At 58.0% G+C, this 16,536-nt stretch carries 20 protein-coding genes; 2 read left to right on the plus strand and 18 right to left on the minus strand.

All coding sequences use genetic code 11. The annotated features are described in order from the left end of the window. Positions 1-3 precede the first annotated feature (3 nt). The 12 genes from ACO07D_RS01000 to ACO07D_RS01055 all read right to left on the minus strand — a co-directional run bounded on the left by ACO07D_RS01000 (position 4) and on the right by ACO07D_RS01055 (position 10,381). Positions 4-1,896 carry a type IV secretory system conjugative DNA transfer family protein gene (locus tag ACO07D_RS01000; protein WP_421701063.1) on the minus strand — a complete coding sequence of 631 codons (1,893 nt, stop codon included), beginning with the start codon at positions 1,894-1,896 and terminating at the stop codon, positions 4-6. After that, complete coding sequence (locus ACO07D_RS01005; RefSeq protein ID WP_421701064.1) at positions 1,889-3,697, minus strand: relaxase/mobilization nuclease domain-containing protein; 1,809 nt, start codon at positions 3,695-3,697, stop codon at positions 1,889-1,891. Before ACO07D_RS01005 ends, ACO07D_RS01000 begins: the two co-directional genes overlap by 8 nt. Continuing rightward, a complete protein-coding gene (locus tag ACO07D_RS01010) occupies positions 3,684-4,274 on the minus strand; it encodes a hypothetical protein (RefSeq protein WP_421701065.1) in 591 nt (196 codons plus the stop codon). Before ACO07D_RS01010 ends, ACO07D_RS01005 begins: the two co-directional genes overlap by 14 nt. A 174-nt stretch (positions 4,275-4,448) precedes the next feature. Beyond that, the gene (locus ACO07D_RS01015; protein ID WP_421701066.1) at positions 4,449-4,730 is read right to left on the minus strand and encodes a hypothetical protein; all 282 of its coding nucleotides are present in this window, start codon (positions 4,728-4,730) and stop codon (positions 4,449-4,451) included. Then, the gene (locus ACO07D_RS01020) at positions 4,717-4,941 is read right to left on the minus strand and encodes a hypothetical protein (protein ID WP_421701067.1); all 225 of its coding nucleotides are present in this window, start codon (positions 4,939-4,941) and stop codon (positions 4,717-4,719) included. The genes ACO07D_RS01015 and ACO07D_RS01020 overlap by 14 nt, the downstream gene beginning before the upstream one ends. Then, entirely contained in the window at positions 4,938-5,141 is a 204-nt protein-coding gene (locus ACO07D_RS01025) for a hypothetical protein (RefSeq protein ID WP_299424039.1), read from the minus strand. The genes ACO07D_RS01020 and ACO07D_RS01025 overlap by 4 nt, the downstream gene beginning before the upstream one ends. After that, positions 5,138-5,446: a hypothetical protein gene (locus ACO07D_RS01030; RefSeq protein WP_421701068.1), complete on the minus strand. Its 309-nt coding sequence runs from the start codon at positions 5,444-5,446 to the stop codon at positions 5,138-5,140. Before ACO07D_RS01030 ends, ACO07D_RS01025 begins: the two co-directional genes overlap by 4 nt. A gap of 624 nt (positions 5,447-6,070) precedes the next feature. Then, positions 6,071-6,481 (minus strand): zincin-like metallopeptidase domain-containing protein, encoded by a 411-nt coding sequence (locus tag ACO07D_RS01035; protein WP_421704971.1) that lies wholly within the window; start codon positions 6,479-6,481, stop codon positions 6,071-6,073. Then, a complete protein-coding gene (locus ACO07D_RS01040) occupies positions 6,463-7,461 on the minus strand; it encodes a tyrosine-type recombinase/integrase (protein ID WP_421701070.1) in 999 nt (332 codons plus the stop codon). Before ACO07D_RS01040 ends, ACO07D_RS01035 begins: the two co-directional genes overlap by 19 nt. Next, positions 7,458-8,402, minus strand: coding sequence for a tyrosine-type recombinase/integrase (locus tag ACO07D_RS01045; RefSeq protein WP_421701071.1), 945 nt, complete (start codon positions 8,400-8,402; stop codon positions 7,458-7,460). The genes ACO07D_RS01040 and ACO07D_RS01045 overlap by 4 nt, the downstream gene beginning before the upstream one ends. Beyond that, positions 8,399-9,646 carry a tyrosine-type recombinase/integrase gene (locus ACO07D_RS01050; protein WP_421701072.1) on the minus strand — a complete coding sequence of 416 codons (1,248 nt, stop codon included), beginning with the start codon at positions 9,644-9,646 and terminating at the stop codon, positions 8,399-8,401. Before ACO07D_RS01050 ends, ACO07D_RS01045 begins: the two co-directional genes overlap by 4 nt. Before the next feature lie 153 nt (positions 9,647-9,799). Continuing rightward, entirely contained in the window at positions 9,800-10,381 is a 582-nt protein-coding gene (locus ACO07D_RS01055) for a TetR/AcrR family transcriptional regulator (RefSeq protein WP_421701074.1), read from the minus strand. A gap of 56 nt (positions 10,382-10,437) precedes the next feature. Between ACO07D_RS01055 and ACO07D_RS01060 the strand changes: the two genes are divergently transcribed. Both ACO07D_RS01060 and ACO07D_RS01065 read left to right on the plus strand, forming a co-directional pair. Then, complete coding sequence (locus ACO07D_RS01060) at positions 10,438-10,968, plus strand: hypothetical protein (protein ID WP_421701075.1); 531 nt, start codon at positions 10,438-10,440, stop codon at positions 10,966-10,968. Then, a complete protein-coding gene (locus tag ACO07D_RS01065) occupies positions 10,965-11,495 on the plus strand; it encodes a hypothetical protein (protein ID WP_421701076.1) in 531 nt (176 codons plus the stop codon). Before ACO07D_RS01060 ends, ACO07D_RS01065 begins: the two co-directional genes overlap by 4 nt. A gap of 122 nt (positions 11,496-11,617) precedes the next feature. Here the strand turns inward: ACO07D_RS01065 and ACO07D_RS01070 are convergent, their stop codons facing one another. From ACO07D_RS01070 to ACO07D_RS01095, 6 genes are all read right to left on the minus strand, one after another. After that, complete coding sequence (locus ACO07D_RS01070; protein WP_421704972.1) at positions 11,618-12,187, minus strand: ArdC family protein; 570 nt, start codon at positions 12,185-12,187, stop codon at positions 11,618-11,620. Positions 12,188-12,519: 332 nt separating this feature from the next. Continuing rightward, entirely contained in the window at positions 12,520-13,050 is a 531-nt protein-coding gene (locus ACO07D_RS01075) for a uracil-DNA glycosylase family protein (protein ID WP_082626229.1), read from the minus strand. A gap of 206 nt (positions 13,051-13,256) precedes the next feature. Then, positions 13,257-13,454: a hypothetical protein gene (locus ACO07D_RS01080; protein ID WP_035262952.1), complete on the minus strand. Its 198-nt coding sequence runs from the start codon at positions 13,452-13,454 to the stop codon at positions 13,257-13,259. A gap of 404 nt (positions 13,455-13,858) precedes the next feature. Next, complete coding sequence (locus tag ACO07D_RS01085; RefSeq protein ID WP_421701077.1) at positions 13,859-14,983, minus strand: type II toxin-antitoxin system HipA family toxin; 1,125 nt, start codon at positions 14,981-14,983, stop codon at positions 13,859-13,861. Then, positions 14,976-15,278 (minus strand): helix-turn-helix transcriptional regulator, encoded by a 303-nt coding sequence (locus ACO07D_RS01090; protein WP_421701078.1) that lies wholly within the window; start codon positions 15,276-15,278, stop codon positions 14,976-14,978. Before ACO07D_RS01090 ends, ACO07D_RS01085 begins: the two co-directional genes overlap by 8 nt. A 235-nt stretch (positions 15,279-15,513) precedes the next feature. Further along, positions 15,514-16,377, minus strand: a complete 864-nt coding sequence (locus ACO07D_RS01095; protein WP_421701079.1) for a hypothetical protein — start codon at positions 16,375-16,377, stop codon at positions 15,514-15,516. Positions 16,378-16,536: the final 159 nt, after the last annotated feature.

Below are 16,536 nucleotides of genomic sequence, written 5' to 3' on the forward strand. Positions count from 1 at the left end.
CCCTCATCCCCGAGCAGCCCGTTCCATGAACCTTTCCACCCTTTGAGTTCCAGCCTGATAATCCCCCAAACTGGCCTGATCACCTGACTGTGCATTTTGACTACCGGACGCCAATTCCTCAATTTCATCGCGCCGGTTCCCACCACCTTCAAAGGCATCAGCAGCAGCCCCTGTTGGCACCTCCAACGCCCCAATCTTCGCCTCCAACGCCTTGATCTGCCCTTGCAGCCCGCGCATCTGGTCACCAGCTGACGGATATGGCATATCGCCTGCCTGCTTGTCGAAGATCTGCTTAAAGAAGCGATCGTCATAGTATTTGATCCGCTTGGCGCGCACGGGCATTTGCGCGTCGACCACCAGAACGATGTCATCAAGATCCATGCGCCGCGCTTCATCCTCGGGTAGCAACGCAGTTTCCTCGGTCCGTTCGGACATGCTGCGCCCGGCGAAAGGGTTTCGGCCGACGGAACGCGAGCGGGTCACAACGCGCTTGGTTGTTTTGCCGACGGCTTTGCTGAGCTCTTCGATGGTCTTTTCATCTGAGGGGGTCAGATAGAGCTTGATGCCCGCGTTGCCCTGCAGGGCACGGCGGGCATTTTCGCCGTAAATTTCATCAAGTGCAGGGATGGTCTGGGTGACGATCGCGAGATTGGCGCGGTAGGAGCGCAGAGTTTCGATGCTGTCCAGAACGATCGGCATTTTGCCCAAGCGATTAAACTCATCGAGCATGATCATCACCGGCCAAGGTTCGTCCTTGCCGGGTTCATGGTCCTGCAGCGATGCCAGCAAGTCCGAGAAGAACAATCGGATCAGCGGCGCGAGGGGTTTCACCATCAGCGGCTCGACGACGAGATAGACCGAAAACGGCGTTTTTCGGATGTCGCGGAAATCGAAGTCTGACGTAGCGGTTGCGCAGTCGATGGCGGGGTTCGACCACTGTTTGAGGCCGGACGTCATCAAGAGCGACAGATAAGACGTTAGCGTGTCGTTGTTGGTCGAGGCCATGCGCATGAAGATCAGCTTCGCGGCTGGATTGACTACTTCATCGGCCCGGCGGCGATACTCCTTCTGCTTGTCCCCGCCTGATGCAGTGATGCGGTAGATCTCGCCCAAGGTCGGCCGCTTTCGCTCGAACGCCAAAAGCCCTGCCGCCACGAACAAATCGATACCTCCATCAAGAAGGCCCTGAACACGGTCGTTTTCGGCCTGCAGGAACAGCGAGGCCAGGAGTTGCAGCTCCATCTGCTGGCGGTCGACATTCTCAAGCGCCGATATGCGCAGCAAGGGGTTGTAGCGATGCGAGCGACCATCCTTCCAGTCAGTGGGCGCGAAGCGAAATACCCTGTCGCCCTGCGCGGCCCTGTGGCGCGCCGTTGCCGCGAAGTTCTCGCCCTTCACGTCCAGCACCACCGCACTGCCCTGGTAGGTCAGTAGGTTCGGGATGACGAACCCCGTCGTCTTGCCCCGTCCGGTCGGAGCGACGATCAGGGCATGAGGGAATACCTTGGACATAACGAAGGGTTTGCGACTCTTCGGCTTGCCCATTTTGCCGAGAACAAAGCCGTGGCCAGGCTTGCCGAAAAAGCCGTTCCGCTTCATCTCGGACATGTGCTGCCAATGGGTTTCCCCAAATTTGGTCAGTGCGTCATTCATCAGGACGGCACTGAGCAAGACACCGGCACCGGTGCTGATCCCGACAATCAAGTGAACGATCTGCATATCGTCCGGATGGTTCGTTCGAAGAACCCCATAGCTGCGTGCCAGCATCAAGAAATCGATCTCCGCCCCAACCCCGATCCAGCGGAACGACAGAAAGGCCGACGCCAGAACATACCCCAGCACCGCGCCGAGAAGAGCAAAGCTCAAGACGCCGAGTGCGATCCGCGTCTTACCCATGCGTCACACCCTTTTCGCCATCGGCATCGACATGCCGCTCGCGCTGAACATCAATTTCTTCATTGGCGATCTCGTCGAGGACATGTTCCATCGCCACACTGTTTGCCAGAGCGGCATCGCTCTGCAGATAGGCCTTGGCCGCGTAGAGCCGGTCCAGGCGGTCTTCGATATGTTCCTCCAGCGGTGTCTCATCACCAATCGCCAAGTCCGGGGTGCTTTCTTCGCCGACCAGTTCCTCCAGCTCGGAGCGCAACGTCTCGCGTTCCTGTTCGTTTCGGAATGGATCTGCCGTCGGGTCGTCCCTCATACGGCTCAGGATTTCAGCAGTGGTCGGAGGCAGCCGGTCGATGATGGCTTCCTGCCGGTCGGTCTCCACCGTCCCGCTGTCTTTGAGAACGTGCGTCTCGGCCAACACACGGCCCAGATCGCTGTGAACCTGGTCAAGACGGTCGATAGCTTTCTCGAGCTCATCAGCGCGTGACAAGTCAAAGCCGTCCTTCTCGGCAATCGCCTTCAAATCCTGCCCAAGCCATTGCCGCTCGAGCGCAGCATTGCCCGCGCCGATTTCGACCCGACGCGCTACATCCTGCGCGTCAATGCCGGTGCCTTTCAAAGCCTGTTCAAGACGTTCGGTAAGAGCTGTATCCCGCAATGCACTTTGGGCGTCGGCCTGAATGTTCGCGGCCGAATAGATCCCGCTCTTGGAGGCATCTTCGAGCAAGGTGTGGGACTGCGTTCCCATTGGGCTGAGATGTGACAAAGAGCGATAGATGTCGTTCAGCTCATGCTCGAGCGCCGCGCGCCGCTCTACCGGGGCGTCCGCCACAATGCGTTCGGCCTGGTTGATCTTGTCGTGAAAGGCATCCACGACCTCGTCAAAGTAATGCTGTTCTTCGGCCATGCCATATACCTTTCCATCTGCTTCAATCGGTTTGCCCTGCGCCAAAAACGTCGCAGCCTTGTCCAAGGCTGCTGCAATGTCATGCTGGTTCTCGCGCGAGGCCTCGGCAGTCAGGCCGCGATAAAGCCGCGCATTCTGCGCCACTTCGGCCAAGGCACGGTCAAGCTCCGGCCCCACGCGCTCACGCTCGGTCAGCTTCTGGCCCGTTGCTTCTGCACGACGTTGGTCCACGTCGCTTGGCCTCTTCGTCGTGATCCCTCGCTCCAGCTTTCGCGTAGCCTCAAGGCGCAGCCCATAGCGGTCCGATACCTCCACCATGGCCTCGCGAAAACTGTCGTAGTTGAAATGGTGCCCTTCCTTCAGAAAGAAAAATTCACCGTCCTTGCTGCGCCGGTTGAGAACGATATGGGCGTGCGGATGGTCCCGGTCTTCATGCACGGCGGCGATGTAGTCAAAATGGCTGCCGTCGCCCTGAAAGAACCGCTCGCAAATCTCGCGCGTGATCTCGGCGACGTCCCCGCCGCGCGTGCCACTTGGGAAGGCCATCAAGAGGTGCGAGGTATGCCCCAGTTTGGGATGGAACCCCTCATTCCACTGAGCTGAAAACCGGCGCGTGACTTGTTCGATCTCCTTGCCTGACAGCACGCTTTGGCCGTCATAGGTACCACGGCTGTCGATGATGAAGCTCGACTTGGTGGTCAGGTACTCCAGCTGGTTGCGCAGCTGCGTTTTGTTGTGCGTTCCGCCGTCGCGAATGGCTTTGAAGATCGCAGGGGAATGGCCCATGGCGGCGCGCGCCATCTGCTTGGCACGTGCGCGCGGAACGCTGCCGCGAATGCGGCTCCAGTCACGATCGAAGAAGGCCTCCTGCGCGGCGGCAACGGCGCTATTCCGGGCCATTGACAAAGCCTCCCAGAACGCGGGCAACCTCGCCGGACAGCGCGCTTCGGCGGCGCTGCGCCATGTCCTGAACCTGGTCGGCGATATCGAAGATCAGCCCGGCCAAGGCGCGCACCTGGCTATGGGCAGAATTACCATAGGGCGGCGTCTTGCCCTGGCGCTTTGCCTCGTTCAGGCGCTGCGCAATCTGATTGATATTGTTGCCGGTGCGATTGAGCGAGGCCGACAGACCCTGCATCTGATTGGCCAGCTCATCGTCGGGTACGAAGAGATCGTTCGAGGCATGGATCAACCGCCGCAACCCTTCGGCGCGGCTGATGATATCATGCCGCGTCAGCACCGCATCAAAGCTCGCAAGCTCATTTGGCGTCAGCCGGACATTCACCAGCTCGGAGCGCACACGCGCATCAAGCTTGCGGCTTTGATCGGCCTTCAACGTGTAGAAGATGCTGCGGGTCGTGACGCCGAATTCACGGGCCAGAGCCTCGATGGGCACCCCTTCGGCACGCTTGCGCACGATGGCAAAACGCTGGTTCTGCGTCAGTCGCTTGTGCCGTGGTGCGCTCGGTCGACCCATGTGAAGTAATCACCCCTATTTCTTGCCAGCATCATACAGGCAGCCCAGTTATGGCATTTCGCCACAATTGATTCAATATTATAATATTGAATCAACTGCCTGTATTCCGTATGGAGCAGCGAAACGCTGCGACCGCCGGGCAAAGCCTGGCTACATGCGCAAGGCATGGCACCACTAATCGTGGTTCCATGCCTCAGCATCGCCAAGTAATTGCAGCGCTATTGCGCGGGCCGCGCCTTCAGCGCTGGCATAGGTTTGATGATCGGGCAGCTCTTGCAGATCAAAGGGCTGTTGCGGGTCGTCCGGGGTCTCAACTCGGACATAGATTGCCCAGCCATCAATCAGTTCTGGATCATCACAATACTCCTGCCCGCCATCAGGCAGATTGCAGAACCCGTGAAGATGCACGCTGGCGCGGCCCTCTCGGGCCGCCTGCCTGATGTCAGAATATTCCATGCCAAACCTTTGCACTTTCCCCGATGAAAAATTCGTCAGGCTCGCCGTTCAGGCGGGTGCCATCCCGACTGGTCAAGCCGATAGCCGACCCGTTCCGCGTGAAGGTGATGAGATACTGCCCGAGGCGATCACGCGTCACGACATACCCGCTGTTGACCCAATGAACGCGGTTGCCCGCGTGCATTGCTGCTTTGATGTCTTCCAAGGTCATCGCAACGCCTCCTCAAGGATTGCGAGAGCCCCAAGACAATCGTCGATATAGGGCTGCTCTTCACCTTCCAGATCATTCAGTTCCAGCCGGTTCAACACCGCGTAAAGCGTGGCGCGGGCCTCGCGGGCGGCGCTTCGCAAGCTGACGGTATCGTCCAGACGCGCCGTCGCAAAATCATCGCTGTGATAGTCAGGGATCATCGGATTTCTCCCGCCTTGTGCTTCCAACGCGGGGCGATGTCTTTGAACGGCACCGTGAAGGGCGGTAGCGCGTCAAAGCCGTTCGAGCTTTTGGCCACCTTCACCTTGGCGCAATCATCCTCGACGCTGAGGATCTCGACACAGAACACGCCGCCCAAACCTGACGGAACAACGATCTCTCTCAGCTCGTGCCGATGCTTCCCGCAATAGACGCAGGTGTTATAGAGCCCGTCGATGATGTGACCGCCGGTCGCGCGATCACAGTCGCAGGTCCAGAATTTCGGGGGCTGATATTTGTGAGCCATTTGTGGCCTCCTCTTGGCTGCTGCGGTTGGGGCTTGGCTCCCCTTCCGCCGATGGGCTGCACACCGGCCAATCTGATCTGACCGAATACGCATGTATTCGGCGGAACAGAGTGGGTGGGGGCACAGCCCGACCCACGGCCCAGGAGCGGCCAGTCAATGGGTCAACGCCAGCAACTTGTGCGGCCCGCAGCGCGCCTTCGCGCGAGGACACGGGTTGCAGGCTTTGACGACGCGCCCGCGCGGCGCTTGCCCATTGACGAGGCGCGACAGGGATGTTGGGCGGGCTAATCAAATTGAAAGAAGCCTGAAGGAGGTGAGCGGGCTGAAAGCCGGTCGATCCTCCACACAGTCCGTTTCTCAGAGCGGCCCGTGCGCAGCAGCACGGGCCACAATTTTGCATCTCGTTGAAAGTGCCTGCGCCCCGCCACATGAGGCGGGGCGCAGGTGCTCAAAGCTCAACACCGGCTTTCAAGTTGCCGTCCGGATCGAGCCACGAACGGGCCTCGGCGCAATCCAAGCAAATACAGGAGCAACTGCCTTTCACGATGACCGGCGCAAGAAAGATCACCGGATTTGACGCGCCGCATTTGCGGCACGTCATCGGGGGTAAGATTGCGGGGCCGCTCATGCTGCAGCCGCTTTCGATTGACCTGCGGCTGCTAGGACAAAATCGGCGGCTTTCTGCGCCTCGGACGCCGCACGAAAAATCGCCCGTTTTTCCTCTTTGAGCGCTTTCAACCAACCTTCGACATAGGCGGCGCTTTGGTCGAATTCCGGCGCGACGCCAATCTGGGCACCAAGGAAACAAGCGCCGATTTCCGCCACCAACTCCTCAAAGGCATAGGCTTCGCGGTTCGCAAATTTCTTGATCCGCTCAAGCCGCTTTTCGCTGCCGGTCCAATGGGCGTTATGCCGACATCGGCATAAGATCCATAATGCCGAGGTTCGGATTATGCCGCGCCGATCCGCACGACCAGTTGCGTTGCGGTTAGATCGGCGCGGCGTGTCGGCATAATTCAGAGCGCTTCGAGGAATGCCAAGAGTTCGTCACCCGGTCGATAGCGTCCGCCCGTGCCGTCGACCGGTTTTGTCAGCGCCATCGCTCTTTCCTTCAGTTCGATATCGGCATGGATGTAGACTTGGGTCGTCTCGACCGATTCATGGCCCAGCCAGAGCGCGATGATTGTTCGGTCAACACCGCTTTGCAGAAGCTGCATTGCGGCGGTATGGCGCAAGACATGCGGCGTGACGCGTTTCAATCTGAACGTCGAACTGGTCGAAGCTGCGGTGGTTGCGTGCTTCCGAACTATCCGTTCAACCGCGTCTCGGCTCAAAGACGCGCCCCGGATTGTTGCAAATAAGGGGTCTCTAGGTTCAGCGTCGATTTGAGCAAGCCAGGCTTTCAAAGCATCCCGACTATCCGTACGAAGCGGCGTTGCGCGTTCTTTTCGGCCCTTGCCCAAGCACTTCAAGTGCGCACCTGTACCAAGTTCGACATCGCCAACACGCAGGCCAATCATCTCTGACACGCGCAACCCCGTCTGAAGCATCGTGAGGAGAAGAACCCGATCGCGTCGGCCAAACCAGGTCGATTGGTCGGGTGCCTTCAGCAAGGCCTCCATCTCGTCACGGGTCAGGAAGTCCACGACGCGTTTTTCGTGTCGTTTGGACGGCATTGCCAGCACCTTCTGGCAATGATGCAACAGCTGAGGTTCACAGCCCGCGACATATTTGAAGAACGAGCGAATGGCGGCAAGGCGTGTGTTTCGGCTTCGCGCGCTGTTGCCGCGTTCCTCTTCGCAGAACGTCAAGAACTGCCCGATCATGTCGGCATTGATGTGAGCCACATGCAAATCCGTCGGCGGCAGTCTGGTTTGCGCCTCGGCGTATCTCAGCAAGAGTCTGAATGTGTCGCGATAGCTGGCGATCGTGTTCGGGCTGGCCCGCATCTGCGTCAACAAACGCTCGGTGAAGAACCGTTGCACGTAGACGGGCAAGGGATAGGTTGCGATCATGATGCGCCCTCCAAAACCCGTCGTTCGGCACGCTCCGCCGCCAACTGCATCAGCTCGGGCACGGCCTCGATGTACCAGGACGTGTGCTTGGGCTCGGAATGGCCGAGATAGGTGCTGAGCTTGTACATTTCGGCCTCAATGTCCCGTCCGTCCCGGAACCAGTCCAGGATGGTGTGAACGGCAAATGTGTGCCGCAAATCATGGATGCGTGGCCCGTGACCGTGGCGGTTGAAGGCTTGTGGTGACCGAAGGCCGATGTTTCTGCTGACATGCGCGAAGTTGTAGCGTGCCCCGCAATCTCCCGCCGGTTCGCCATCCTCTTTGATGAAGAACCGGGATGATTGCTGCGTAACCAGGCGATCCCGCAACTCGGCATATCGGGTGAGCCGGGCAACGGTATCGCCTTTGACTGGAAGCTGGCGGTCTTTGCCATTCTTGGTGTTTCTGAGCATCAGGGTAGCGCGTTCCAGATCGACGTCATGCCTATCCAAAGACAAAGCTTCATTCACGCGCATGCCCGTCACAGCGATCAAGCCGAACAGGGTTTGCCACAGGGCGGCGCGGAGGCCATAGGGCGACGGCAGCCGACCGGCTTCAGCGACAAGGTCTGCGATCTGACTGGGCGCATAGATGTAGGGGACACGCCTTCGGTATCGGCCGATGACGAGCTGGCTGGACGGGACCTCGGTCCGATTGTCGTGCTCCGCAAGCCAGAAGGCAAACCGGCGCACCATGCCAAGACGATGAGACCATGTGTTGTTGTCCGCACTGCCGTAGTTTGCCCTCCAATCAAGGAACAAGGGCGTTGAGATACGATCGAACCCGTTGTCGTCAGCAAAGTCGACGAACTTGCGCAGAACCCGTTCATCAAAGGCGAGATCAAAACCCATCGAACGCCGCAGGGCCAGATATTCGTCAAGTCGTTGGGAAAGCGTTTTCATCGTACGTCTCCCGAAGTCGGCCAGGGCCGCGAGATCGAGCGCAGGGTATCAACATCATGCTGCGCATAGATCGTCGTGGTCATCGCAGAACGGTGACGCAGGACGTCACCGATCTCAGCCAGCGACGCGCCCTTGCGCAACATGTCAGTGGCGAGGCTGTGCCGCAGGATATGTGTGCCGATATAAGCTTGCGGCGGCCTTATGCCGGTGGCGTCGTAGGCATCTCTCAATATCCAGCGAAGGATTTGCGCGTCCTTGAACCGCTTGAACGGCGGCTTGACCGAGACGAACAGCGCCCGCTCCGGGCCCCTGCGCTCATTCTTGATGTAATCGACAATCGCTACGCCAACCTCCGCCGACATTGGCATTCGGTCATGCAGCTGCCTCTTGCCACGGATCAGGATTTCACCTGCACGCCAGTCGATGTCGTCCAGCTCTATCGCGGTCACTTCCGGGGCGCGAAGACCGAGCCGCGCGATCAACATCAGCATCGCATAGTTGCGTCGGCCGGTTTTCTTGTGATCACGCACCACCTTGATGAGACGGTTGACCTCTTCCGGCTCAAGATATCTCGGAATGCCGGTTGGTTTCGGCTGTCGTGCCTTTGGTACGGCGTTGCTAAGGTTGCGCTCGGTCTTGCCGCTCCAAAACAGGAACTGGAAAAGGTTACGAAGATGCGACGGGCCTGTTTTGTCGCGCGGTGCGTTTTGTTTCTCGCGTAGGCGAAGAATGAACCCCGTGATGTCGTCAGGCCTAATGGCGTTGAGATCACCCAGATCGGGGCCGAACTTCGCGGTTAGGAACCGGTCATAAAACCGCAGACAGTGGTAGATGGTGTCCTCGGACAGACCGCGCTGGACGCGCAGGTAGGTTTCGTATTCCCGTTTCAGCACTGCCCTCGGAGACATGTCGAGCGGCGGTTCTAAGCGCGGTGGAGCGGCTGCGTTTTCAATAAGGTAATCCCTGAACCGATTGATACGGTAGCGACAGTGCTTCTGGTCTATCGCAGAAGCCGCACTGATGATCGGCGTCGCCAGTTGGTTCACACGATCATCGGTCAGCTCAGTGGGACAGACGTCTGCCTCCAGCATCGCCGCCCAAAGCGCCTCGGCTGTGGCCCCGTACTTCGCTATGGAACCGGGGCTGTACCCATCCTTCGCGATCTGGGCGGCGAACCTTTTCGCATGGTTGCCTGCATATTGATTGGCTTGGGTCGCCGGACCAGCTTGTGTATTGTTTTTCATAAGTATTTCCTTCAGTTGGCTGAAGGGTGTGCTTATGCCAGATCGTCGTGGTGGATGTTCACGACGCTGTTTCGCGACACGTAAGCTTAGGTGAAGCCGACAACTCAGAGAGAAGGGGCCAAACGAGTATGGCCATACCCGGCACTTAGCAAATCAATCACAGGCCTTCATCAAATAGGCCAAGTATTGGTCCATGCCGTCTAATGGGATCGCCCCCGAAGCCAACTGGCGAACAAGTGCCATTGTTGTGACGGTCAGATAGCGGGCAAGCAGTTCGGTGTGGCGCGCGTCGCCTGGAGGTGCTGCCAAGAGTTCTGTAACGATCTCAGCCTCAATCAACTCTCCGATCTCTGGTTGCGTTTTCGCCAGCGACGTCAGCAACATGACCATGTCAGGGTCGCTTTCCGCCAGCGACAGGATCATGGCAAGACAGCGCTTCAATCGCTCCCGGCCACGTGGCTGCCCCTCGTGCAGTTCATCAAAGCGCGCCTTGATATCGGCTGCGGCCTCAAATGCCACAGCAGCAATTAGAACATCGATGTCCTCGAAGTAGTTATAAAACGAGGTACGCCCGACATTGGCCTCGGCGCAAGCGGTCATCACATTCACGCCCGCTGTGCCCTCTCGGCCGATCAAGGATTTGGCGGCCTTGATCAACGCGGCCCGCGTTCGGCGAGCCTTCGGAGTGAGATTGTCTAGTTCTGCCTTCAAGAAGATTTTCCTTGCGCCGATCATATTTCTGACATAACTGTCACTTCAATCTGACACAACTGTCATTTTGGGAGCGTCACATGGTGGGACTTGAAAGTAAATTCGCGACGAGACGTGGGTTGACCGTTCTATTGGTCACCTATGCTGTAGTTTTCGGAACGATCCTCCTGACGCTCGGCCAGCTTTCCAACGTCAGCGGCGGTTACGGGATCCTCGACTTCGAACAGGGTTATTCCCCGGACCGGGTGAACGAGATTCTGGGCAGCTACGGACCTGAGGGAATGTCGCTCTACAACCGCATTCAGATTCTCGATGTGTTCAACCCAGCACTTTATTCGCTTGTCGCGGCAGCGCTCACCTATCTCCTGTGGCGGGGTCGAGGACCGGCCTGGGTGTGCCTGATGCCCCTGATGGGTGGCTTTGGTGACTATGCAGAGAATGTGACGCTCTTCCTGATCGCGCGCGCATTTCCTGATGTGCCGGAAGGTCTTGTGCAGGTCAGTTCCGCGTTGAGCCTGATCAAGAACGGGCTTCTTGTCATCGGCATGTCGCCGCTGGTCATCGGGATCGTGCTTTGGACACTACGTAGAATTCGGGGGACCTCGGAATGATCCCTCGGATCTCCTGGCGCAGTGTACTCGCGCTTTGGGTCAGCACACTGATCGTATTTGGACTTTACCTGATCTATGTCCAGCCACTGAAGGACTTCCTGGCACCTGACATCTACCTGGACCTAAGGTTCGATGGCTATGACCATGCAGAAGCTTTCGCCTTCTTTGATGGTCTGGGCGCGCTCGGTCGGGCTTTTTACATGCGCTCCACCGTCTTCGATACCGTCTGGCCGCTGATGCTGGCGTTCGCAGGATACTTGATCGCGCGGCAGACTTTTCGAAACACCTGGCTGATCTGGGCCTTCGCCTTCGGACCGGTGGCCTTCGGACTGCTCGACTTGATCGAGAACATCGGATTATTCGCCATGAATTTCCAGTTCCCCGAGATTTCCCAAGGACTGGTGGATGCCACGAACATCGCCACTTTGACAAAGCAAAAGCTGATCCCAGTGGCCTTTGGCGTGTATCTGTTGACACCGGTGATTGCGGCAACGCGGCATGTCTTGACGCGAGGCGCAACACCATAGACTGAGGCTCCCTTTGTTTCGGACATTCCCAGACCTTCCCTGAGACGAGTCAAAAAATGTGGATTTACTATCCCCGAAGATCAAGAATCCTTCCCTAAAGCCAACCGATTTCGACTACGATGTTATGCAGCCATGTTGGGCCAAAAACCTCGCAAAACAGGCTTTTGTGGAGAGAAGCGCGGCATAATCCGAACCTCGGCATTATGGATCATCTCATGGGCCAACGTCCCATAGTAGCCTGCCGCATTGTGAAACGTGGCAATTGGCGGCATGTGGATGTGGTCTTTGGCGGGGCTGTAATAGGCGCGCGGGTCATCACTGGTGAGGATCTCCGCCCCTGTCTGGCTGAAAAATGCCTCAAGCTCTGGATTTTCCGTCGTGCCAAGGTCGCGCGGGGCCTCGGGCCGGATGTAGTAATCCTCCGGCAAGCCCTCGATCTGATCCGCGTTGAAGACGCGATAGGCGCGCGCATAGGGAAACTCTTCCTCTATGCCCAGCTCGTTCTCTCGGGTGAACGTCCCGTATTTGACCACGGTGGACGACGTCTCACCTTTGCGGACTTGGCCGCCCAGCTCCTGCGCCTGTTTGTAGGTCATCCAGCGGCTGGACGCATAGCCATGCTTGGCCGCCATGACCCAGAGCATCAGGATATTAATCCCGCGATACTCCTCCCCGTTGTGTCGGGTTGGCAGGGCAACCCTTTGACGGTTTCAACCGGGAAGCATGGCCCGAGATGATTGGTTGGCTTGCCGGTCATATCCAAAAACTGGAAGCGGCCTTCAGTGAACCCCTTTCGCGCCTCAACCGTCAGGTTCGGTCACAAGATGAAGCGACCTAGCTGGCAACCTTGTTTTCAGCGATGAAGGCCAAGACGGGAAACCCGCCATGGCGCTCAGGTTACTCGGTGACCGGATCTTCGTCCCGGCGCGGAAAGGAGACCATTTCGACGTCGGGGATCCTATCGGGAGTTCGACCTCAGAACAGAGGCAGCCCAATTTCGCACGCTTCGGGCCGTGCGCCGACTTCACTCAACTGCAGCGAACTGGTCTTCAGCCCAGCGGCGGATTTTTTCTTCTCGCGGCATGCCTCGATATTGGCGCGGAGTATTCCAGGCTTGGGTTGATGGGTGCCCTGTTCGGTAGGCTCTTATGTCAGGAATATGCTCTTCAAACACTTCGTGGGCGAACTGTGCCGCCTTTCCCAGGTAAACGATGATTTCGGGCTGAACGCGCTGCAAACGGGCAATGAGCCTAGCTCGGTTCTCGGGTGCCAGAACGTCCTGTTTGCGTGGCTGCGTGCTCCCATCATATCCCTCGCGCTCGGGATATCTTGGCAGTGAATGTGCATTAACTAAGCTGTAGGCATCTAGTTGCGGCGATGGAAAAACCAGCGGATGCAGGACCTGCAAGCGTCGCAGCATGATTTCAAGATTTTGACCGGACTGCCCTGCGAAAGGCCTTCCGTCCCGTTCCTCTTCACGTCCAGGACAGGCCCCGACCAGCAGTACTCTTGGATGTACATCGACAAATCTGAAATCAGCGGCGTTCCTACACATCTCGAAAGCCTAGCTGACCATGATCGGGAACCCAAGGGCACCGGCGACGTGGTGCGAATACGTCCTTACAGTCCAGCCGATAGCGAAGTGAATACGGCAGAAATAAATCGCCCATGCCCACGAAATTTCACCTGAAAGCCGAACTACAGCTTAGTTCTGTCGCCCCAGAAGAAAGCCAGAGCGGGAAACCCGCCCTGGCGCTAAGATCACTCGGTGACCGGATCTTCATCGCGACGCGGGAAGGCGACCATTTCGACGTCGGGAAACATGCTGTGCTTGACGTTGATCGACGTGATGTTGCCGCTGTCGTCGGTGTTCACGAAGAGGACGCCGCAGCGGTCCCAGAAGTTCTTGCCGTCTTTTTCGCCGGATTTGACGTTCAGTTTCAGAGTTTGAGTAGCCATTTTTTGATCCTCACTTTGAGTGTTTCGATGAACATGACCAAAGTTGGCACCAAGGGGCTGTCAGCGAGAAACTTGCCTCGCGAGGAATGCGCTTGCGCAGGGGAATTTTCTTGTTGAAGCGGGGCTTGCACCGCGCCTGCTACGGCTGCCCGCTTATGTTCAGCAATCAGAAACACAGCGTTGAGGGTCTGAGTTCGGCACTCCAAAATCGACCTGCCACGTCATCACGCATCGGAATGGCCAAGGACTTCAAATTCCCGTTGCAGCCAAACGGCTTTTGGTCAATCCAATTCAACAGCGGCCCCAGTTCACGCGCGCGCCAGATCCGCTTCCTCGTGCTCGAAGGCTGTTGCCATCTCCCTGATCTCTCGCTCCGGAGCCCCCAAGGCACGGGCAACATCACGCTAAGCAATAGTCGCTTCGGCCACCTCGGCAATGATGCGATCTGCCTCGCCGCGTTCGAGAAGATAGGAGTCATGTTGCGCGCGGTGCAGAGCAATACTGGCATCCGGGTTGTCATCGTCGACATAGCTCTTTAGCACACGCGGCTGGTTCGGCACGGGGTTGATGTCGTAGGCTGGTGAGAGGTGCCATCCGCCCCGCCCACGCAGAAATCCGTGATTGCGCATATGGTCATCGAGGTTCGTCACGAGAATGGAAAAGGCAACCCGCCGGTAGAGTTCCTCGCGGTCTTGGTCGGGCGTTACGCTTTCTGAAGTGATGATATCTGCCAGGTCCAAATAGCTGTAGCTTTCGCCATCCTTGCCGCCCAGCATCGCCATAGCTGAGATGAACGGGATCCTGCCGTCCTCGTTCCGGTCAAACCGATGGGACAGGAAAACAGGCTTGTCGCCAGCCATCTCAAGCGTGTGATCCGAGACCGTAATTCCCGCGCGCCTTGCCAGCTCCAGCGCTATGGCTTCCCAGCGTTCCACGCAATAGGTGTCCGTCTCTCTCGGGAACTTGGCGACAGAAAGACGGCCGTGTTGGTCGAGGATGCTGGCCTTCGGCCGAGCGCCGCCCAGAGAACTGCCCGGAGCAAACAGCATTTTCAGGTCCTCAGTGGTCTCTTCGCCGCACAGAACGCGTTGAGACGCATGAAGCAAATCCCCGAGGCTCACGAGCGCAGGCACCCCTATACCCTCGGGTGCTTGAAACTCGCCATCAACCCTGAAGCGCAGCGCACCCAAACGGGTCTCATCATTCACCCCAAGCAGGTAGTCGGTTTCTTGCAGCGTTCTCGAGCGTCGCCCCTCGGCCTCTGCCATGCGACCTTCAAAACGCCGCATGACCGTTCTGCCCCAGGTATCAGGGGCAGAATCCCCAAGCGGTGCAAGCATGTCCTGCCCTGCCTCAGGCACGAATTGTCCTTTGACTAGGGGCATGTCCGGCGATAGCCCAAAGGCATTTTCGTCGGCAAGCCAGCCGTCATGATAGGTAAAGGACACCCGCTCTCGGCCGCGCCCCGCTGTGCGGTGGAGCGTACCGACCTGTTTCAGCCCCTTCCGGTCGATCCAGACCTCAACCATTTTTCAGTCTCGCACGCTGCGGGAGGTCATCCACGGCCATCTGCTCGCCAACCGGATCGTCGATATCCCCCCAACCTTTCAAAAGGCCGAGCGCCTGCAACACGGCCACGTATGTACCGATCTTGACTGCAGGGTTCCCGCTTTCGATCTTGGCGATGGTCTGTCGCGTTGTGCCAGCGCGCTGCGCGACAATCTCAGCGGTCAATTTGCGACGTAGTCGCGCAACACGAATGTTTTCCCCAAGTGTCACAAGCTCCTTACGCGCCGCTCTGGGCACCTTGATCGAAACAGCCATAATGATATCTCCAAGCGACACTAAGCCTCTATATGTTACGCTGATAAAACATTATTGTCAATTTTCGCCGCTCAATCTGACGATCCAACGCCCCTGCTCGCACCACGACTTATGTTATCTCATCATAACATTGACAGCATTAAGGTTACCATTACGAAACATGACCTGGTTACCTCACCGCACACATACAGCGCGTTTGCTCGAACGAAATGATTGCGTTACCTTCCTTCGAAAGTCACGCCTGCAGCCCCGCGGCGCGCACCTGTTCGGGCGTCACCAGCTTTGACGCGATCAAGTCCTCGATCTGCCGGTTGGTGATGTGGCGGCACAAGGGATGGCGCTCATGGATCCACTCGGCGAGGCTAGCACGCCCCTTGGCTTCGGCCTCTCGCGCTTTCTCTCGGTCCGCCTGTACCTGGGCAAGCCCCTTCTCCCAACGTCGCATCTTGAACCAGTTGTCTGAGAAGCAGACCTTGCTGCGCGTGTAGCCTTCGCTTTCCTTGGCATAGGCTTTGACCGCCTGCAGCAGGTCATCGGGCTTCACCCCTGCTTTCACAGCCGCTGCGATCAGGCGCAGACTGGTTCGCCGGTCTCGGATCCTGTCTTCGGGATAGGCCGCCAAGATCTTCTCAGCTTCAAGATCTTCAACCTCCTCCGCCGCCTCGCGCTTGCGCGTAGGTGGTTTATGGATGGTTTTAGGATGGTTTGGGGTCCACCGTGAACCCCGTACCCCGTTCACCGTGGACCCCGTACCGGGTTCAGGCTGGACGGGGTTCACAGTGACCCCCGTCTCGATGTCGGGCTCAGCCGTGGGTTCGAGCGCGGCCACGCGCTCCAGAACGATGCGGTAAATGACGGTGTAGCCGTTCTTGCAGTGCCGCCGCCCTGTCTCGATCAGAATGCCTTCGCGCAGGAAGTCGATGATGGTGCGCTTGACCGTGCTCTCGCTGAGCTCTGTGTGCCGCTGGATCGTCCCCTTGGAGCACCAAATTCCTGAGCCGTCATCGCTCGCCTTGTCGGCCAGAAACATGATGATCTGCTTGCGCGCAGCGCTGCCAAAGCGGCGCTCGGCGCATTCATTTGCGATGCGCCAGCTCATGATCTCACCGCCAATTGGGTTGAGGTCAGACTGGAAATGCCGTAGGTATTGGGATGGAAATATTCTTCTATGCCGTTGAGGTGGGTGGCCGCCCCCTCAGCGGTTTTTCTTTGCCCTTTCGCCAGAGCGGGAGACTGTGAAAAACCGTTTACTTCGGCC

This window comes from Aliiroseovarius sp. (assembly GCF_965228805.1).
GTDB lineage: Bacteria > Pseudomonadota > Alphaproteobacteria > Rhodobacterales > Rhodobacteraceae > JASBTN01.